We start from the raw sequence: 19360 nt of genomic DNA, 5'->3' as shown, positions 1-19360 counted from the left end.
TATTCCTCTTCAAATTGTATATAAATATAAATTCCTTTTTATACATCTATACTATTATATAATTTTAGACTCTTTTTTACAATATGTAACTTATTAATTCAAAAAAATGACATAAAAAAGATGTACCTTTGGTTGGTACATCTTTTTTATCATGTATATACTTTTACTAAAATCTTTCTATTCCATCCTTAGTAACAACTCCATGAATAAGCTTTCTTGAAGAAGGCTTATTCTCTGATATAGTATAAGCTGATAAAAGTCTTTCTTTAGCTGATTCAAGTTTTTTCATATCATTAGCATACATAAAAGCTAAAGTTTCACCTGCTTCTACCCTATCTCCAACTTTTTTCTCAAGTCTTATACCAGTTCCAAGATCTAATTCATCTTCTTTCGTCTCTCTACCTGCGCCTAACATCATCGCACTAAGACCAACAGTTTCTGCTTCAATCTTACTTACATAACCTTTTTTAATAGATTTAACTTCTACTATATTAGTAGCTCCTGGTAATAAATCATAATTATCAACTACATCCTTATTTCCACCTTGAATATCTATAAATTCTCTTAGTTTATCAAGTGCTTTTCCAGAAGATATAGACTCTTCTAGCATTTCTCTTCCTTCTTCATATGTGTTTACAACCTTAGATAGCATTAACATATATGATCCTAAATTAAGACAAAGCTCTGTGAAATCCTTTGGTCCATTTCCTTTTAACGTTTCAATAGCTTCTATTACTTCAAGTGAATTACCAACTGCAAGTCCAAGTGGTTGATCCATATCAGTAATAACACCTATAGTCTCTCTGTCCATTCCATTTCCGATATCAACCATTTCTTTAGCCAAATCAAATGAGTCATCTAATTTTTTCATAAAAGCACCACTACCAGTTTTAACATCAAGAACTATAGCATCAGCTCCTGAAGCCAACTTCTTGCTCATTATACTACTAGCTATTAAAGATATATTATCTACGGTAGCAGTAACATCTCTTAGAGCATAAAGTTTTTTATCAGCAGGTACTATTTTTGCAGTTTGACCACACACAGCTATCTTATGATTATTTACATTATCCGTGAACTTATCTTGATTCATTTCTATAGAAAGCCCAGGTATAGCCTCAAGTTTATCAAGGGTTCCTCCCGTATGTCCAAGACCTCTTCCTGACATTTTTGCAACAGGTGCTCCACAAGATGCTACAAGAGGTGCTAAAGTTATAGTAGTTTTATCTCCAACTCCACCTGTACTATGTTTATCAACTTTTATTCCATCTATTTTTGCTAAATCTATAACATCTCCAGATCTCATCATTGCATCTGTTAGATATACAGTTTCTTGTTTAGTCATTTTCTGTAAAAATATTGCCATTATAAGAGCTGAAGCTTGATAGTCAGGTATTTCTGATTTTGCATATCCATCTATAAAAAAGTTTATTTCTTCTTTTGACAACTCAAGTCCATCTCTTTTTTTCTTTATAATATCATACATTCTCATATTTACTACACCTCTCTAACTATTCCTCTTACTTAATTATATCAATTTTGGTCTAGCTTTACTTGCATAGATATTACATTTTGTGTAATATGTTTTTTACTAAAGATATAAATTGTGTTTTAACTCTTTGAGTAGTCTCTATAACTTCCTCATGATTTAAAGGTTGATCTAGTATTCCAGCTGCCATATTAGTTATACAAGATATACCTAAAACCTTAAGGCTTGAATGTCTAGCAACTATAACTTCTGGAACTGTAGACATCCCCACTGCATCTCCTCCTATAGTTTGAACCATTCTTATTTCTGCTGGTGTTTCATAAGTCGGTCCAGTAAAGTATGTATACACTCCTTCTTTAACATCAATATTCAATTCTTTAGCTACATTTTTAGCAATAGATATAAGTTCTGGAGTGTACGCAGTTGACATATCGGGGAATCTAACCCCTAACTCTTTGCTGTTAGGACCCATAAGTGGGTTGTTTCCTCCAAGATTTATGTGATCATTTATTATCATTAAGTCTCCTGGCACATAAGTCTTATTAGATCCACCAGCAGCATTTGTCACAACTATTGTCTCTACTCCCAAAGCCTTCATTACTCTTACAGGAAATGTAGCCTCTTCCATAGTATACCCTTCATAAAAATGAAATCTTCCTTGCATTGCAACAACATCTTTTCCTTGTAATTTGCCTATTACAAGCTGTCCTGCATGACCCTCTACTGTTGAAACAGGAAAATTAGGTATTTCTTCATACTTTATTTTAATAGCATCTTCTATTTCATCTGCTAATACTCCAAGTCCTGATCCTAGTATTAATCCTATTTTCGGTTCAACACTTACCTTTGACTTTATAGATTCTGCACTTTCTTTTATTCTAGTGATTAAATTCTTCATCCTTTTTCCTCCTATTATTTTAAAATTAAATTTTTAAAGCTTTCCCCATTGCTTGGAAGGTCAGTTTCTAATATATCTGCAATTGTAGCTCCTATATCTGAAAATGTCGTTCTAACCCCTATATTCGCTCCACTTTTTATATTCTTTCCATATACTAAAATAGGGATATATTCACGTGTGTGATCGGTTCCCTTATATGTGGGATCGTTACCATGATCTGCAGTTAATATTAATATGTCTTCGTCTTTAAGATTATCTATAATTTCTGGAATTCTTAAATCTAATTCCTCTATAGCGTTTTTATATCCTTCAACATTTCTTCTATGCCCGTATTTAGAATCAAAATCTACTAGATTAGTAAATATAAGACCTTTATTGTCTTTTTTCATATATTCTATAGTTTGATCAACACCATCCATGTTGCTCTTTGTATGAACAGCCTCAGTAATACCTTTTCCGTTGAATATATCTTCTATTTTTCCAACTGCTATTACATCTTGACCTGTTTTTTTTATGTTATCAAGTATTGTATCTTCATAAGGATCTAGTGAAAAATCTCTTCTATTAGAAGTTCTTGTGAAGTTTCCTGGCTCTCCTACAAATGGTCTTGCTATTATTCTTGCAAGAGCATTATCTCCCATCATCATCTCTCTTGCTATTTTGCACATTTTGTATAATTCATCAAGGGATACAACCTCTTCATGAGCTGCAATTTGGAATACACTGTCTGCAGATGTATAAACGATTACTTCTCCTGTTTTCATATGATGTTCTCCAAGTTCATCAAGGATTGCAGTTCCAGATGCAGGCTTATTCCCTATAACTTTTCTTCCTGTTTTACTTTCAAATTCCTCTATTACATCTTTGGGAAATCCATCTGGGAAAGTTTTAAATGGCTCATCAACTCTAAGTCCTACCATTTCCCAGTGACCTGTTGTAGTATCTTTCCCCTGAGATACCTCAGCGGACTTACCAAATGCTCCTATTGGAGAGTCAATCTCTTTAACTTGTTCAAATCCATTAATATTGCCTATACCTAGTTTGGTTAGATTAGGTATTGATATACCATCATATGATTTTATTATATTTCCTAATGTATTAACCCCTTCATCCCCAAACTTTTTAGCATCTGGAAGCTGTCCTATTCCAACACTGTCCATTACTATCAACACTACTCTTTTACTCATTAATATCCACTCCTCTTTTCAGGATAAATTAATATTATTATATTTAACTTATATTTAGATTTTAACATTGATTCAATGTGATTTCAATTATAACTTTAAATCATATTTTATCATTTATAGCCTTGGATGATTTTCTTTTAACTCTTTTCTTATATTCTTGTCTATATGATTTAAATATATTTGAAGACTTGTTAAGTTATTATTACCCAATATTTTTCCAACCACACTCAGATTTGCTCCTTTTTTGAGTAAGTGTATGGCAAAAGAATGTCTCAACATAGTTGGAGTTACATTTTTATCCAAATTTATATTTTGAGTATACTTTTTAATTATTTTCCAAAGTCCTTGTCTTGTAAATCTTTCACCTTTTGAATTTACAAATAAAGCCTTTTCATCTTTATTCTTTACCATATTCATTCTAGAATCATCTAAATATTTTTGTGTGTATTTTTTAGATGTATTGCTAATAGGTATAGTTCTAGTATTTTTCTTATTTTCACAGTTTATATAATCCATGTTTAAATTAACATCATCTATATCAAGTTTAATTAATTCAGATACCTTAATTCCAGTTGCATAAAATAATTCTAGAATAGCCTTATCTCTTATACCTTTTGTATTTTCTATACTAGGTGCATTAAGTAAGAGCTCTACCTCTTCTTGTGTTAGTATATCCATCTTAGGTCTTTCTACTTTTGGTTTTTTAATTTTTCTAGCGGGATTATTATCAGATATCCTTGTATTAAATAAAAATTCATGAAATGATTTTATTGACGAGATTATTCTAGATATTGTAGATATTGATGTATTAGATTTCTGAAGCTGTATCAAAAAGCTAAATATATCATTTTCGCTAACACTAATATAATCCGTACTATTGTTTTCTAAATGTTTTATGTATTTTTTTAAATCTGATTTATATGAAAGTATAGTATTTTGAGAAAGATTCTTATCTTTTATTATGTAATCTATATACTTATCTATTATATTATCCATATTAAACTCCTCTGACTAAAAATTCGTCTAGCTGCTACGCGCTGACTCATATCCCCAACAATCGGCTCCGTTGCTCAAAATAGTTGATAGTTCTGTTCTCTAACGCAATATACTTATAACTAGAATATTTTTTGCATTATGAATATAGATACTAAATTTACTATGCCTTGTATCGTTGCTATTACTGCAAATAATCCTATCAAATTAATACTATATTTTAGCATTAATTTTTTAATATGATTATAATTTCTAAATTTACTAGATATTCTCAAAGCATGTATTGCTTCAAAAAAATAATTAAAAGAAAAAAATATTACAAAGAATGTAAAAGGAATTATAATTATATTTTTCATAAGTATCAAAAATATCATTTTAATAGAACTACTCTTCAATACCAAAATCAATGTATTTACTGTATATCCTATTGATAATCCCTTTAAAAATACTATAACTAATACAAGTGGGCTTGTAATTACAAAAAGAGATGCCAAATACATTGATATTAAATATACAAAATCATTTTTTAAATTTAGTAAAGCTTCGCCTACTAAATTGAAATTTTGATTATAATCACTGGTTGTCCTAGAAATAAACTCATTCATAGAAGTATCCGAAATAGAATATACCTTATTTAAATAAGCTCCACTTGTAATCCCTAGGCTGAATAAAAATATAAATATTATCATAATTATTTTATAATTAAACTTCGAATTTGAAAATTCAAATATATTTTTCAAATTAAAACCCCCTTGTTTTTAACTTTACATAATTCTATGTTAAAAATAAGGGGTATATTACAATTTTTATAATCAAAGACTTTTTTATATTAAATCTTTTGATAATAGTATTCCTATTATAGTTTTAGAATCCTTTATTTCATTGTTTGCAATCATATCCAAGGCTTTTTTTATATCTACACTCATAACTTCTACATATTCATCCTCATCCGGACAGCAATCACCTGCTTGTAAGTCAGTAGCTAAGTACAAGTACATTTTTTCATTAGAAAAACCAGCTGATGTATAGAATTCATTTAAAAATTTCATATTTTTAGCCTCGTATCCAGTTTCTTCTTTCAATTCTCTTATAGCACATTCCCTAGGGTCTTCTCCCTTTTCAAGTTTCCCAGCAGGAATTTCTATTAAAATCTCCTCAACTGGCTTTCTAAACTGTTTCACAAATATTATTTCTTTTTTATCATTTATAGCTAATATACCTACGGCCCCTGGATGTTCTACAATTTCTCTTTTTTGGTATTTATGCTCTGGAAGTTCAACAGTATCTACTCTTAAGTTAATAATCTTTCCATTATATATCATTTCTGAACTCATAGTTTCTTCTTTAAAAATCATAACCTATCCCTCCAATACATAATAAGCAGCAGAGCTTGCCGAATTGAAAAATTCTTTATCTTCTTCATAAGACCTTCCCATACTCCTTACCCTTAAGTTGAAATATTCTAAGTCGGATTTTGTTTTGTTGTTATCTATACATACAATATCGTGTATTTTATCTATGCCATGCTCTTTTACTTGGTTGATTACATATTCTTTATTTTTATTACACCCTATTCCAATTGGTACTACAACCTTTGTGTTAACCATTTCTTTTAATATAGTTACAGAATGGTGACTAAGACCAAAGTGTCTATCTCTTTTATCTGCAAAACTTATTCTAGGTATGGCTATTGGTCTTCCTTTTAACTTTTTAGCAGCATCAAGTATATTGGCTTGTTCTATGCCTGTAAAACCATACTTAGTAGATGTCCCTACTATACCTGGGCCCATACATACAAATACAGCATCAGCCTTTAAAACTTCTTTTGCAAGTATTAATGCAGTATATATGTTTATACACTCATAATCTCCTCCAAAGGCATTTCCGATAGTTATTGTATTATCTATTAATCTATTTTTCTTTAAATTTTGTACATTTTTGCTCAAATATATAGGTAGAGCTGCTCCGTCAGTCATTATGTATACTAATTTTTTTTGTTTATCAATTCTTTTATACGATGCTGCAAACGGAACTAGCATACTGTGAAGGGTTCCAACTACAACAGGCATATCTTCAAGTGATTTAAAGTTTTTTATTTTATCATGATATTCACTTTCTTGCTCTTCTGCTGAGAATATTTTTACTTGAAGTGGAGTATATCTAAGTTTCATTATATGTCCACCCTCACTCATCTGACTCTCTAGTTTATTTAGATTAGCTATTACAAAGTGAAATCCTCCAGTTCCAAGATTGAGTTCTACAGCGCTTGTATTTAATAAAACTTCATCATTAACTGCTACATAAGAGTTAATTTTAGGATAATTTATAGCCTTTTGTATACTATCACCTATCTTAACCTTAAGCTCTTCCATTTCTTCAGTTCTAGATATTATCTCTTGTACTGTTCCAATTTTTTTGCTTATCATAAGTACACCTCTTTATCTACCTAACATATCTATATAGTTTAGTAATTTATTATTCTCAATTATTTTTGTTAAAGAATACTTTTCTGTAATTACATGAATAAGTATCAATAATATTACTGCACAAAGTCTAACTATAAATGAAAAGTTATAAGCTATGATTATACCTGTTGCTATTCCCAAAACATTAGATCCTGTATCTCCCATCATAGCATTTGCTTTTAAATCTTCTTTAAAATAAGCAAGCACATTTGACATCAAAAGTACTATCATTACTTTGTCATAGTACATAGATACAGTAAATAGCAGTATTATTGAAATAAATAGATATCCTTTTATTGCTCTACCTGGCCTTAAGTCTAATAGATTCATTAGGTTTGTAAATAATGCAATTAATAGTGTATTAACACATATATCAATTATATTATTTGATATGCTAACTGATATTAGTAAAGCCACAAAACCTCCAAACAAAGCTTTAAAACCCCCTGTTGTAAGTTTTCCATTTAATAGGCTTTTAAAATGTCCTTTAAGCCCACTAACATCTCTATTTCCTATCAAATCATCAAGTATTCCTATAAATGCCATACTCATTATGCCGAACAAATATATATATATATCATTACTTTTATATAAATATCTCAAAACAGATGAATTTATTATAAGTATAGGCAAAAATACTATTCCAGCACATACTGGAATTAAATCTTGTCTATAGTTTTTTCTTACAACATTACTTTCTACTAAAAGTAATTTAAAATAAGGAATTATTAATAGAGTTCCTAAAAATCCAATTAAAAATACTATATATATCAAGTTATACTACCTCCCTAATATTTTTTTTAGTAAAGTAATATTTATATGATAAAATTGTTTTCCTCTATGAACGAATCCTTTTAGATTTCTTCCAGTTTCATTATGTGTCATATTTACTAAAACCTCATTTATTTTATATCCTTTTTTTAATATATCAATAGTCATTCCAACTTCAACACCATATCCAAACGGCATTTCTTCAAAATGTTGTAAAACTTCTTTTTTAAACACTCTTTGTCCTGATAATGTTGAATCTAATTCTTCACCAGTTAGCATTTTAACTCCACTTTTTGCGAGTTTTTTAACAAATCCAAAACCACCTTTTTTCTTTGCTGGTGGAAATTTTGCAATAGTTACATCACATTCATCATTTAATATAGGGTATATCAGTTTTTCTATATCTCTTGATGTTTGACCTAAATCAGCATCTAAAAATCCTATAATATCAGAATTTTGCATGGCTATTTTAAGTCCATAATTCAAAGCAAATCCTTTACCCATATTCTTATCAAGTTTTAATGTTTTTACGCAATCATATGAAGACGCTATCTTAAACGTATTATCAGTTGATCCATCATCAACTATTATTATATCATCTATACACGTTATATCTTTTATACCTTCTATTGTAGATTTTATTTTATTCTCTTCATTATAAGCAGGTATTATTATAGTAATATATTTATTATTCATAAATTGACTCCTTTTTATTTAATTTCTAAAGGTGTAAATTCATCTGCAGTATCCTTTACTCCAAAATGTCCTGTTTTTCCCTCAATAACCATAATCAATGATATTTTACCCATAACTTCATCTAAATTGTCTATAGTAGATATCTTAGATTCTTTGTAAAATGGAATATAAGAATTTTTAGTGTCTCTTCTTTCACTACCAAGCAGGTTAACATTATTATCTTTAAAATATTTAATTATGTTTTTATCTACAATGTTTAACTTATTCTCATTATTTTCTAAACTTCCACCTTCAAGTATAACAGTATTTAAATTATTATACTCAAGATTTAAAGTTTTTATCTCTATTATTCCTTTTTGACTCATTTGATTTAATAAATCAACATTTTTATCTACATATGTTATTTGACATATATAATTCATAAATTCATTCTTATCTTTTAAATTTACGTTAAATTCTTTGTTTAATTCATTTATTTCAAATTCATTTACCAGTTTATCCTTTATAACAATATTAAATGCCACTTTCCCATTAGCCTTGTTTATAACTTCTTCTACATTAGGATAAAAATAATCTTCAGTAGTCTTAATTATTCCTATATTTTTGCCTTCTAGTTTATTATTAACCACATAGCTAAGTGTGTTTTCTATATACTTATTTAGATTTTCATTTTCTTTTGTTATATTTAAGATTTTATTATCCATCTTACTGTTTTGTTGTTTTATTACATTGAATTTATTTTCCAAATCATCTATTATTTGGGTTTGTTGCTCATCAAATGCCCCATTACTATTTAAATTAAATCCTATTAATATTCCGATCCCCAAACTTATGAAAATAGCACTTAATGTTACTATAAAATACTTCATATTTACATTCACAAAAAAACCTCCCTAAAAATCCATTAATAATCTAATTTTAATCTGCATAAGTTTTATAAGTTGCTGAATAGATGGTGATAAATAAGCTACTATACAAACAGGGAAAAGAGCTGCAAGAATAAGGCCCCATATGTATTTTAGTTTCAATTTACTTCTGTATAAAAGGTTAACTCCTTTTGCATCTATAAGTTTTGATCCAATTTTAAGCCTTACCAAGAAAGTACTAGCCATACCTTTTCTTCCTTTTTCAAGAAAATCTATCATATTTGAGTGAGTTCCAAGTGCAACTATTAATTTTGCACCGTATTCATATGCTGTCAGCATAGCTATATCCTCACTAGTTCCAGGTGCTGGAAACACAGTAGCCTCAAGCCCTAAGTTTTCTATTCTTTTAAGTCCTGGTGCTCTTCCATCAGGATAAGCATGGACTACTAATTCATTGCATTTTCTTAAGCATTCATCACTTATACTATCCATATCTCCTACTATCATATCTGGCGTGTATCCAAATTCTAAAAGTGCATCTCCTCCACCGTCAACTCCTATTAATGCAGGCTTCATCTCTTCTATATATGGAATTATTGTGCTTAAATCTTGTTTGTAGTCTTGACCTCTTACCACAATTAATGCATGTCTTCCTTTAAAATCTGTCTTCATTTTAGGAATTTCTAAATCTCCAAGTATAAATCCTTTTTCTTTTTTAGCATATTCTATAGTATTTTCTATAAAGTTATCTAGTTCATTAGATAAATTGTCATAGCATAATTTTATTTTTTGTTTAATTATGTCTTTATCTAATACTTCACCTTCACCTATTAATTCATCATTTAAATACAGCTTATTATCTACTATTTCAACAATATCATCTTCATTTAATCTATCAAATACTTCTTTTCCTACATTGTCTAATATATATACATTTTTATTAGAGAGTATTTGAGGTCCTTTGTTTGGATATCTACCGCTTATTGTAGTATCTGCATTTACTATAGCTTTTATTTTTCCTTCTACTAAAGAGTTAGCTGCAACCTCATCTATATCTTTGTGGTTTATTACAGCAATCTCCCCTCCTTTTAATCTTTTAGCTAGATTTTTAGTTTTTCTATCTATTTTTATCGGAGCCTTTAATCGCATATTTTTCCTCCTTGTTTTACAAAATACTCATTTTAATCTTAATTTTAAACAAATTTAATTATATCACATAACTACATCTAAATTAAACAAGGAATTAGTTTTTAGAATTTTTCTATTAATTTCTAAAATTAAAAAAACATCTTTTGTTATTTTTTAATAATAACAAAAGATGTTTTTTTAATCTATCTTGCCGCTTTATGCTCAAGTCTTAATTTATCTGCAACCATTGCTATGAACTCAGAATTTGTTGGCTTCCCTTTTGTATTGTGAACTGTATATCCAAACAATTGATTTATAGTATCAACTTTTCCCCTACTCCAAGCTACTTCTATAGCATGTCTTATCGCTCTTTCTACTCTTGATGGAGTAGTGTTAAATATCTTAGCTATATTTGGATATAACTCTTTAGTAACAGCACTCAAAAGTTCTACATTATCTATTACCATAGTTATAGCTTCTCTTAAATATAAATACCCTTTTATATGAGCTGGAACTCCTATTTCATGTATTATATTAGTTATTTCAGCTTCTATATTTCCAGTATTTTTTATAAACTCAGTTTTAACAGTTTTAAAAGTTGTTAGCGGTTTATTATTTTGAAGTATTGATACACTTCTTTGTCCAACCAATTCTCTTATTCTATTTATAAATACGCTAAAATCAAAAGGTTTAACTATATAGTAATCAGCTCCTAAATTTATAGCCCTTTGAGTTATTTTATCTTGTCCAACAGCAGATAGTACTATTATTTTTGGCATCTTTTTTATATCCATTGTATTTAATTTTTCTATAACTCCAAGACCATCAAGATGAGGCATTATTATGTCTAATATTAGTAAGTCTGGTTGCTTTTCTGATACTAGGTCAAGCGCCTCAATGCCATCTTTAGCTACACCTAATATTTCTATATCATCTTCATTTTGCAAATATTCTTTTAATATTTGGCAAAAATCCTTATTATCATCCGCTATTATTAATTTTATTTTTTCTTTCATAGAATTACCCCCCAATAAAAATTATTATATTTGTACAAGTTAACTAATTCGACATTTGTATTAAGTTTCCTTTAATTTATTTTGATTTATTTTAACATCCAATCTATAAATATGGCATATCCTTTTTTAGGATCATTTACGAATACGTGTGTTATAGCTCCTATTATTTTCCCATTTTGTATTATAGGTGCACCGCTCATTCCTTGTACTATTCCACCTGTATAATTTATCAAATCTTTATCTACGATTTCAACTACCATACTTTTAGATTTAGGTCTATTTTGATTGAATATCTTTTTTATTTGTATCTTATATTTTTTTATTTTATAATTTTCATCAGAAAATAGTATATATGCATTTCCTTTTTTAACTTCGTAATAATGACCAACTTCTATGGGTTTTAGATTATCCCATCTATATTGGTTATTCATTGTGCCCTTTATCCCAAAATCATCATTATGATTAAATTCACCCATTATATTTTTTTTATCAAAATCTCCTATTATTTCACCTGGAACTCCTGATACACCTTTTTTAACCCCTGTTTTTTTTGGCTTATATAAAACACCTTTCTTCACTTCTATTATGCTTCCCGTATCTACATCTGTTATTCCGTGCCCTAGAGCATAAAATTCTTTAGTTTGTGGATTATAGCAAGTCAATGTACCTATACCAGCTATTTTATCTCTTACCCAAATTCCTATTTTGTGAGTATTGTCTTTATCATCTTTATATAACTTTACATCTTGGTATATATATTTGCCATCTCTTTTTATAGTTACATTTACGAAGTCTTTTTTTATATTATTTGTGATATCCTCTATATCTTGTGCTTTATTTACTTCTTTACCCTCTATCTTTACTATTATATCTCCAACTTTTATATTTCTGTCTTTATATTTTAAATAATTTTCGTCTATTCCTATAACTAATACACCGTCTGTATCAAGTTTTATTCCAGCTATATTCCCAAGCGGAATTAATTCTAATTTATTTTGATTAAAAGCTTGTGAATTTAAATCAAGAGGTGTAAAACTTGTCAATATAACGGATAAAATTAATATTAAAATTAAAAATTTTCTCTTGGAAATTTTAGCCATATACATCACTTCCTTAATGTCATTTTAATATTAATTTTCCTAAAATCGAACTTTTATATCCTCCACAAATAATTATAATATTGTAAAAAAGTCTCATTGTAGTAATTTTGAAATAAAAACTTCAAAAAAATAAAGATGTTTAAACATCTTTATTTTGAGCTATTTCTAAAATTTCTTTAGCATGTTCTATTGTTTTTTCTGTTATATTAGATCCAGATATTAATCTTGCTATTTCTTTTATTTGTTCTTTTTGACTTAGCTTTTCAATTTTTGTATAAGTTCTACTTTCTTGTATAATTTTTTTTATTCTAAAGTGAGCATTTGCATTTACTGCTATTTGAGGCAGGTGAGTTATACTTATAACCTGTTTTTTATTTGATATATGCTTTAATTTTTTTCCCACTATTTCTGCTGCTATTCCACTTATACCTGTATCTATTTCATCAAATACAAGTGAATTAACCTTATCTATATCAGACAATATACTTTTAAATGCAAGCATAAATCTTGACATTTCTCCGCCAGATGCAACCTTATATATAGGCATCAAATCTTCTCCTACATTGAAGGATATCATAAATTCTATAATATCTTTTCCAGTTGAAAAATATTCTTGTTTTTGCTTAAAATCAACCTTAAATACAACATTTTTCATATTTAAAGAATAGAGCTGTTCGCATATGTCGGTTTCTAATTTATTTGCAATTTCTTTTCTTATAGAAGTTATTTTTTCACTTTTTAGATTTAATATGCTTTCAATTTTTTCTAAATTTTGTTTTAATTCTATAATTTTTTCATCTCTATTTTCTATATCTTCTAATCTTTTAATTATTTTATTCTTATACTCTAAAATTTCATCTATAGAATTTCCATATTTTCTCTTTAAATTATTTATAGTATCTATTCTTATTTCTATATTATCAAGGCTTTTAATGTCAAAGTCTATATTATCTTTATAATCTCTTATATCTTTTGATATATCTTGAAGAGTATACATAATTTCTTCTAAAGAAGCATGGAATTGTTCTAATCTCTCATCTATATTAGAAATACTTTTTAAATCCTTAATACCTTTAGATATCAAGTCAAATGCATTGTAATTCGATTCATATAAATTTAAATACGAGCTATTTAGGCTTGTATATATTTTTTCGCTATTTCTATGTATTTCTCTTTCTTTTAAGAGTTCTTCATATTCTCCTATAGTCAAATCACCTTCTTCAATCTCTTGTATTTGAAATTTCAAAAGATCTATTTCCCTTGCGATTTGAATGTCATCTTTATCTTCAGTCAATGAGTTTATTTCCTTTTTTAAATCGAAGTACTCGTTATATATATTTAGGTATTCTTTTTTTTCGGGCTCAATTTTTTGGTGTCCGTATATATCCAAAAATTCTATGTGCTTATCTTTATTAAAAAGAACCTGATTTTGATGTTGACTATGTACATCTACTAATAGAGACCCTATTGTTTTCAAAAAAGATATTCTTACATTCCTTCCATTTACTCTACTGATATTCTTTCCATCGCTATATATCTCTCTTGATATTATCAAATTATCATCTAAAGATGCATCTATTCCACTCTCTAATAATTCTTCAATAACTTTTTCATTTGTAACATTAAATGTAACCTCTACAAGACCTTTATCCGTTCCTTTTCTTACAAATGATTTGTCATACCTTCCACCTAGGCAAAGATTAAGAGCATCTATTATTATAGATTTACCAGAGCCAGTTTCTCCAGTTAATATGTTAAATCCTTCTTCAAAATCTATTCTAATTTCTTCTGCTAGAGCAAAATTCTTTATATACATTTCAAGGATCATGATAATCCCCCTTATCTATATTAGCTTTCTGAATCTACCTTTTATTATATCTACATCTTCTCTGCTTTTTATCAATATAAATACAGTATCAATACCTGCTATTGTACCTATTATTTCTTTAAGTTCCAGTTGATCTACTGCTTTGGCAGCCAATTGTGCAGATCCAGCAATAGTTTTTAAGCAAACAATGTTTTCAGATGAATCAATACCTATTAATACTTCTCTTAATAATCTTATAAGTCTGTCACAGGACCCTTTTTCTTCTTTTTTAAGTGCTGCATATTTATAATTCCCATCTTTAGTTAAAACCTTAACTAGTTTTAAGTCCTTTATATCTCTTGATACTGTAGCTTGAGTAACATTCATTCCATGATCTCTAAGCTTTTGTGCAAGATCATCTTGAGTCGTTATATCATTACTTTCAATTATTTCTAATATTTTGTTATGTCTTGATATTTTCAACTTTAAATCCTCCTAATTACAGTTTTTGATGAGAATCTTCTACTACTTTTAGAATTGTTTCATCGTAGTTTAGTTCATTCTTTTCGTTTAAACCATTATTCTTTTTTATATGAAGCAAGTATTCTATATTACCTTCTGGACCTTTTACAGGAGAATAGTCTAAGTTTAATATATCAAATTCATTTTGATATACGAATTCTATTATTCTTTTAATCACATCTATGTGTGTTTGTTTTTCTCTAACTACTCCTTTTTTTCCAACCTTTTCTCTCCCAGCTTCGAATTGTGGTTTTATAAGGGCTACTATTTCTCCGTTTTCTTTTAACAGTTCTTTAGCCTTTGGTATAACCAGTCTTAATGATATAAAGGATACATCTATAGATGAAAAATCAGCATATTCTCCTAAATCATCAATCTCAACATGTCTTATATTAGTCCTCTCCATGCATACAACTCTGTCATCTTGTCTTAATTTCCATGCAAGCTGCCCATATCCAACGTCTATAGAAAATACTTTTTTAGCTCCATTTTGAAGCATGCAATCTGTAAATCCCCCAGTAGACGACCCTATATCTAAACATACCTTATCCTTTACATCTACATCAAAGTTTTTTATTGATTTTTCAAGCTTTAATCCACCTCTACTAACATATGGAATAAGTTTTCCCTTTATTGTTATATCACAATCTTCCTTCACTATAGTTCCCGGTTTATCACACCTTTGACCATCTACAAATACAAGTCCTGCCATTAATGATTTCTTAGCTCTTTCTCTACTTTCAAAATGGCCGTTTTCAACTAGTAAAATATCTATTCTTTTTTTCATGATTTATTACCTTTCTTATTTGGTTTCTTCTATTATTTTTTGTGCTATCTTTGATGCTGATAATCCATATTTATCGTAAAGTACATCTACATTTCCATGTTCTATAAATCTATCTTCAAATCCTATATTTATAATTTTTCCTTTATATCCAATCTTTGATAAATAACAAGATATGCTACTTCCAAATCCTCCAATTAAAACATTATCTTCAACAGTTATTATATAATCATATTCCTTATGTATATCTTCTAACATTGTAGAATCTAACGGTTTTAAGAATCGTCCATTTATTAAAGTTATACTTATTCCTCTTTCATTCAATATTTCGCTACACTTTAAACAAGTTTTTACCATAGCTCCTATACCTATAACAGCTACCTTGTTTCCTTTTTTTAGCATGTCCCATTTTCCAATGCCTAACTCGTAATTATTTTTATCATACTTTAAAACTTCGCCTCTTGGATATCTTATAGCAACTGGAGAATTAATCATTCTTGATAATTCTAACATTTTTTCAAGTTCGTATTTATCCATCGGTGCCATAACAGTTAAATTAGGTATAGAATTTAAATAACTCAGGTCAAATACTCCATGATGAGTTTCTCCATCAGATCCAACGATTCCAGCTCTATCAAGTAATAAAGTTACAGGAAGATTACTAAGAGCAACATCGTGTATTATTTGGTCATATCCTCTTTGAAGGAATGTAGAGTATACCGCAAAATAAGGTTTTATACCATTAGCTGCAAGACCACTTGCAAATGTAACAGCATGACCTTCTGCTATTCCTACATCGAAGAACCTTTTTGGATAAATATTTTGAAATTTGGAAAGTCCTGTTCCAGATGGCATCGCAGCTGTTATAGCAACTATCTTTTCATCCTTACTAGCCATTTCAATCATTTTCTCTCCTACTACACTTGAATATGTCTCTTTAGAACTCTTTTGAATTCCTTCTTTAATATCAAATGGACTTACTCCATGATACTTTTCTGGCTCATTTTCTGCGAACTTATATCCTTTTCCTTTTTTTGTAATTACATGAACTATACAAGGTCCGTTAAATTTTTTTATAGTCTTAAAAGTCTGAATAAGTTCCTCTATATCGTGTCCATCTATTGGTCCAAAATATTTTATACCCATCTCCTCAAATAAAGCACCTGGACTTACAATGTATTTTAAGCTATCCTTTATTTTATCTGCCGTCTTATATACCGTATCACCGATTCTAGGTATATAATTAGTTATATTTTCAAATTCCATCTTCATTTTTTTATAAGCTTTGTTAGTTCTAAGTTTCAATAGATAATTAGACATACTTCCAACATTTTTATCTATAGACATTTCATTGTCATTTAATATTACAGTCATATTTGTTTGAGTATGTCCTAAATGATTAAGAGCTTCAAATGCCATACCTCCAGTTAAAGCACCATCTCCTATTACAGATACAACTTCGTAATCCTCTTTTTTAATATCACGCGCCATAGCAAGACCAAGCCCTGCTGATATAGAAGTCGAGCTGTGTCCTGTATCAAATGCATCATGCTTACTTTCATTTCTCTTAGGAAATCCGCTAAGTCCATTAAATTTTCTAAGAGTTTCAAATTCACTAGTTCTTCCCGTAACCATTTTATGCACATAAGCTTGATGCCCTACATCCCAAACAATCTTATCTTTTGGTGTTTCAAATATATAATGAAATGCAAGAGTTAATTCTACTACGCCTAAATTAGAAGCCAAATGCCCCCCTGTCTTAGATACAGACTTCACGAGGAATTTTCTTATTTCATTAGTAAGTTCATTAAGTTGTCTTATATTCATTTTTTTTAAATTTTCAGGATTATTTACATTGTATAAATGTTTATACATAACTTCATCCTACTTTCTAAAAATTATTTTAAAATATATAAATATACCCTAGTATTTTCTCCAAAACCCAATATTTTAAAACTATATTGGTTATTAGATAATCTATTACTAGGATATATCTCTATATCATATGTTTAATATTTTGTTCTACATAAAGCATAGATATTATAGCATATTGATAAATCATTTTCAAATCATTATGTTAGCTATTACAATACCTAACACAGCTCCAGATAGGACTTCTACAGGAGTGTGGCCTACAAGTTCTTTTAATCTCTTTTCATTGAAAACATCTTTTCTATGTTCCTGTATATCTTCTATCATTTTATTAAGTATCTTAGCTTGCTTCCCAACAGCTCTTCTAACTCCAGCTGCATCATACATTACTATTAAAGCAAATACAAATGCCATGGCAAACTCCAACGATTCATATCCTCTTTGTATTCCTATCGCAGTTGCAAGACTTGTAACAAATGACGAATGAGAGCTAGGCATACCACCTGAACCTACGAACCTTGAAACATCTATCTTTTTATCAAATATAAAAGTCAGTATAACTTTTAATATCTGTGCTACAAACCAAGATATAAAGCATACTGTAAAAGTTTGATTATTTAAAATCCCCTCAATAAAAGTCACTTAACGTCCTCCTTAAACTACCATTCTCTGTCTACAATGTAATCAGCTAAACAATTTAAAAAATCATTTTTTTTGTCAAAACTATATATACATCTTTTTGCATCATCTATAAGTTCTCTAGCTATATCTCTTGATTTTTCAATACCAAATAATGACGGATATGTAGACTTGTTGTTTTCCAGATCACTTCCAATATCTTTGCCTAGTTTTTTTTCATCGCCCACTATATCTAATATATCATCTGTAACTTGAAAAGCAAGTCCTATATTCTTAGCATAATTTGTTATATTCTCAAGTTCTATATCATTCGCTCCTCCAATTATAGCTCCAGCTCTCATAGCCCCTATAATCATAGCAGATGTCTTATTCATATGTATAAAATCAAGTGTATCTTTATCTATTTTTTTGTTTTCACTTTCAAGATCTACAATCTGACCTGCAATCATCCCTCTAACTCCTGCAGCTTTAGCTATTTCATTCATAGCCTTTACGTATTTATGACTATTTTTTTCATTTTTTAAAGCATAATCAAGCATTATTTCAAATGAATAATTTAAAAGTCCATCTCCAGCTAAAACAGCTATTCCCTCTCCAAACACCTTGTGGTTTGTAGGTTTTCCTCTTCTTAAGTCATCATCATCCATAGCAGGTAAATCATCATGTATAAGAGAATATGTGTGAATCATCTCCATAGCACATGCAAAAGGTATAGTCTCTTCTATATCAGAATTAAATAAAGCTGCACTCTCCATTAAAAGTATAGGTCTAAGCCTTTTACCTCCTGCATCTAAACTATACTTCATTGATTCAAATAAAGTTTTTTGATATGCATTCATATCAGGTATATAACTTTGTAATTTACTTTCAATATATATTTTTTTATCCTTTAATGCTGATTTAAAATCCATTTTTTATACCTCCTCAATATCAATTTCTATTTCCTCTAAAGTATCGTTTGAAAACCTGGTTATCTTAAGTTGAGCTGATTCTAATAATTTGTTACAATGTCTATATAATCTTATACCCTCTTCATAAAGCTTTAAAGATTCATCTAAAGATATAGTTTCCTCTTCTAAACCTTTAATAATTTCTTGTAACCTTTTATATGCAATTTCATAATTCAT

20 protein-coding genes are annotated in these 19360 nt (G+C 28.8%); all 20 read right to left on the bottom strand.

Going from position 1 to position 19360, the window contains the following annotated elements; genetic code table 11:
* Window positions 1-166: 166 nt before the first annotated feature.
* The 20 genes from Tmeso_RS03165 to xseB all read right to left on the bottom strand — a co-directional run bounded on the left by Tmeso_RS03165 (window position 167) and on the right by xseB (window position 19360).
* Window positions 167-1492 (bottom strand): pyrimidine-nucleoside phosphorylase, encoded by a 1326-nt coding sequence (locus tag Tmeso_RS03165; RefSeq protein WP_099188164.1) that lies wholly within the window; start codon window positions 1490-1492, stop codon window positions 167-169.
* A 73-nt stretch (window positions 1493-1565) separates the two neighbouring features.
* Window positions 1566-2387 carry a purine-nucleoside phosphorylase gene (locus tag Tmeso_RS03160; RefSeq protein ID WP_099188163.1) on the bottom strand — a complete coding sequence of 274 codons (822 nt, stop codon included), beginning with the start codon at window positions 2385-2387 and terminating at the stop codon, window positions 1566-1568.
* A gap of 14 nt (window positions 2388-2401) precedes the next feature.
* Window positions 2402-3574, bottom strand: coding sequence for a phosphopentomutase (locus tag Tmeso_RS03155; protein ID WP_099188162.1), 1173 nt, complete (start codon window positions 3572-3574; stop codon window positions 2402-2404).
* 114 nt (window positions 3575-3688) lie between these two features.
* Window positions 3689-4570, bottom strand: a complete 882-nt coding sequence (locus tag Tmeso_RS03150) for a tyrosine-type recombinase/integrase (RefSeq protein WP_099188160.1) — start codon at window positions 4568-4570, stop codon at window positions 3689-3691.
* Between the two features lie 119 nt (window positions 4571-4689).
* Complete coding sequence (locus Tmeso_RS03145) at window positions 4690-5307, bottom strand: stage II sporulation protein M (protein ID WP_099188158.1); 618 nt, start codon at window positions 5305-5307, stop codon at window positions 4690-4692.
* An 84-nt stretch (window positions 5308-5391) separates the two neighbouring features.
* Complete coding sequence (locus Tmeso_RS03140) at window positions 5392-5922, bottom strand: NUDIX hydrolase (protein ID WP_099188156.1); 531 nt, start codon at window positions 5920-5922, stop codon at window positions 5392-5394.
* Window positions 5923-5925: 3 nt separating this feature from the next.
* Entirely contained in the window at window positions 5926-6993 is a 1068-nt protein-coding gene (locus Tmeso_RS03135; protein WP_099188154.1) for a DUF3866 family protein, read from the bottom strand.
* Between the two features lie 12 nt (window positions 6994-7005).
* The gene (locus Tmeso_RS03130; protein ID WP_099188152.1) at window positions 7006-7806 is read right to left on the bottom strand and encodes an MraY family glycosyltransferase; all 801 of its coding nucleotides are present in this window, start codon (window positions 7804-7806) and stop codon (window positions 7006-7008) included.
* Window positions 7807-7812: 6 nt separating this feature from the next.
* Window positions 7813-8499: a glycosyltransferase family 2 protein gene (locus tag Tmeso_RS03125; protein ID WP_099188150.1), complete on the bottom strand. Its 687-nt coding sequence runs from the start codon at window positions 8497-8499 to the stop codon at window positions 7813-7815.
* Between the two features lie 14 nt (window positions 8500-8513).
* Window positions 8514-9380 (bottom strand): copper transporter, encoded by an 867-nt coding sequence (locus tag Tmeso_RS03120; protein ID WP_099188148.1) that lies wholly within the window; start codon window positions 9378-9380, stop codon window positions 8514-8516.
* 12 nt (window positions 9381-9392) lie between these two features.
* On the bottom strand, window positions 9393-10514 hold the full coding sequence (steA, locus tag Tmeso_RS03115; RefSeq protein ID WP_099188146.1) for a putative cytokinetic ring protein SteA: 1122 nt from the start codon (window positions 10512-10514) through the stop codon (window positions 9393-9395).
* 182 nt (window positions 10515-10696) lie between these two features.
* A complete protein-coding gene (gene spo0A, locus Tmeso_RS03110; RefSeq protein ID WP_099188144.1) occupies window positions 10697-11509 on the bottom strand; it encodes a sporulation transcription factor Spo0A in 813 nt (270 codons plus the stop codon).
* Between the two features lie 86 nt (window positions 11510-11595).
* A complete protein-coding gene (spoIVB, locus tag Tmeso_RS03105) occupies window positions 11596-12609 on the bottom strand; it encodes a SpoIVB peptidase (RefSeq protein WP_187296202.1) in 1014 nt (337 codons plus the stop codon).
* 139 nt (window positions 12610-12748) lie between these two features.
* The gene (gene recN, locus Tmeso_RS03100) at window positions 12749-14437 is read right to left on the bottom strand and encodes a DNA repair protein RecN (protein WP_099188140.1); all 1689 of its coding nucleotides are present in this window, start codon (window positions 14435-14437) and stop codon (window positions 12749-12751) included.
* 15 nt (window positions 14438-14452) lie between these two features.
* A complete protein-coding gene (locus Tmeso_RS03095; protein WP_099188138.1) occupies window positions 14453-14899 on the bottom strand; it encodes an arginine repressor in 447 nt (148 codons plus the stop codon).
* 16 nt (window positions 14900-14915) lie between these two features.
* A complete protein-coding gene (locus tag Tmeso_RS03090; protein WP_099188136.1) occupies window positions 14916-15725 on the bottom strand; it encodes a TlyA family RNA methyltransferase in 810 nt (269 codons plus the stop codon).
* 15 nt (window positions 15726-15740) lie between these two features.
* Window positions 15741-17597, bottom strand: a complete 1857-nt coding sequence (gene dxs, locus Tmeso_RS03085) for a 1-deoxy-D-xylulose-5-phosphate synthase (RefSeq protein ID WP_099188134.1) — start codon at window positions 17595-17597, stop codon at window positions 15741-15743.
* 189 nt (window positions 17598-17786) lie between these two features.
* Window positions 17787-18236, bottom strand: a complete 450-nt coding sequence (locus tag Tmeso_RS03080) for a divergent PAP2 family protein (RefSeq protein WP_099188132.1) — start codon at window positions 18234-18236, stop codon at window positions 17787-17789.
* Between the two features lie 17 nt (window positions 18237-18253).
* Complete coding sequence (locus Tmeso_RS03075) at window positions 18254-19144, bottom strand: polyprenyl synthetase family protein (RefSeq protein WP_099188130.1); 891 nt, start codon at window positions 19142-19144, stop codon at window positions 18254-18256.
* A 3-nt stretch (window positions 19145-19147) separates the two neighbouring features.
* Window positions 19148-19360, bottom strand: a complete 213-nt coding sequence (gene xseB / locus Tmeso_RS03070) for an exodeoxyribonuclease VII small subunit (protein ID WP_242967842.1) — start codon at window positions 19358-19360, stop codon at window positions 19148-19150.

The sequence above is a fragment of the Tepidibacter mesophilus genome (assembly GCF_002724055.1).
GTDB classification, from domain to species: Bacteria; Bacillota; Clostridia; order Peptostreptococcales; family Peptostreptococcaceae; genus Tepidibacter_A; species Tepidibacter_A mesophilus.
The sequence above is the reverse complement of the archived record's forward strand: the minus strand, read 5'-3'. Positions and strand labels throughout refer to the sequence as shown.

Excerpts from the sequence above, each read along its gene's own strand:
- Tmeso_RS03165 (WP_099188164.1), bottom strand. The coding sequence starts at position 1,492 with ATGAGAATGTATGATATTATAAAGAAAAAAAGAGATGGACTTGAGTTG.
- Tmeso_RS03160 (WP_099188163.1), bottom strand. The coding sequence starts at position 2,387 with ATGAAGAATTTAATCACTAGAATAAAAGAAAGTGCAGAATCTATAAAG.
- Tmeso_RS03155 (WP_099188162.1), bottom strand. The coding sequence starts at position 3,574 with ATGAGTAAAAGAGTAGTGTTGATAGTAATGGACAGTGTTGGAATAGGA.
- Tmeso_RS03150 (WP_099188160.1), bottom strand. The coding sequence starts at position 4,570 with ATGGATAATATAATAGATAAGTATATAGATTACATAATAAAAGATAAG.
- Tmeso_RS03140 (WP_099188156.1), bottom strand. The coding sequence starts at position 5,922 with ATGATTTTTAAAGAAGAAACTATGAGTTCAGAAATGATATATAATGGA.
- Tmeso_RS03135 (WP_099188154.1), bottom strand. The coding sequence starts at position 6,993 with ATGATAAGCAAAAAAATTGGAACAGTACAAGAGATAATATCTAGAACT.
- Tmeso_RS03125 (WP_099188150.1), bottom strand. The coding sequence starts at position 8,499 with ATGAATAATAAATATATTACTATAATAATACCTGCTTATAATGAAGAG.
- steA (WP_099188146.1), bottom strand. The coding sequence starts at position 10,514 with ATGCGATTAAAGGCTCCGATAAAAATAGATAGAAAAACTAAAAATCTA.
- spo0A (WP_099188144.1), bottom strand. The coding sequence starts at position 11,509 with ATGAAAGAAAAAATAAAATTAATAATAGCGGATGATAATAAGGATTTT.
- spoIVB (WP_187296202.1), bottom strand. The coding sequence starts at position 12,609 with ATGGCTAAAATTTCCAAGAGAAAATTTTTAATTTTAATATTAATTTTA.
- recN (WP_099188140.1), bottom strand. The coding sequence starts at position 14,437 with ATGATCCTTGAAATGTATATAAAGAATTTTGCTCTAGCAGAAGAAATT.
- Tmeso_RS03090 (WP_099188136.1), bottom strand. The coding sequence starts at position 15,725 with ATGAAAAAAAGAATAGATATTTTACTAGTTGAAAACGGCCATTTTGAA.
- dxs (WP_099188134.1), bottom strand. The coding sequence starts at position 17,597 with ATGTATAAACATTTATACAATGTAAATAATCCTGAAAATTTAAAAAAA.
- Tmeso_RS03075 (WP_099188130.1), bottom strand. The coding sequence starts at position 19,144 with ATGGATTTTAAATCAGCATTAAAGGATAAAAAAATATATATTGAAAGT.
- xseB (WP_242967842.1), bottom strand. The coding sequence starts at position 19,360 with ATGAATTATGAAATTGCATATAAAAGGTTACAAGAAATTATTAAAGGT.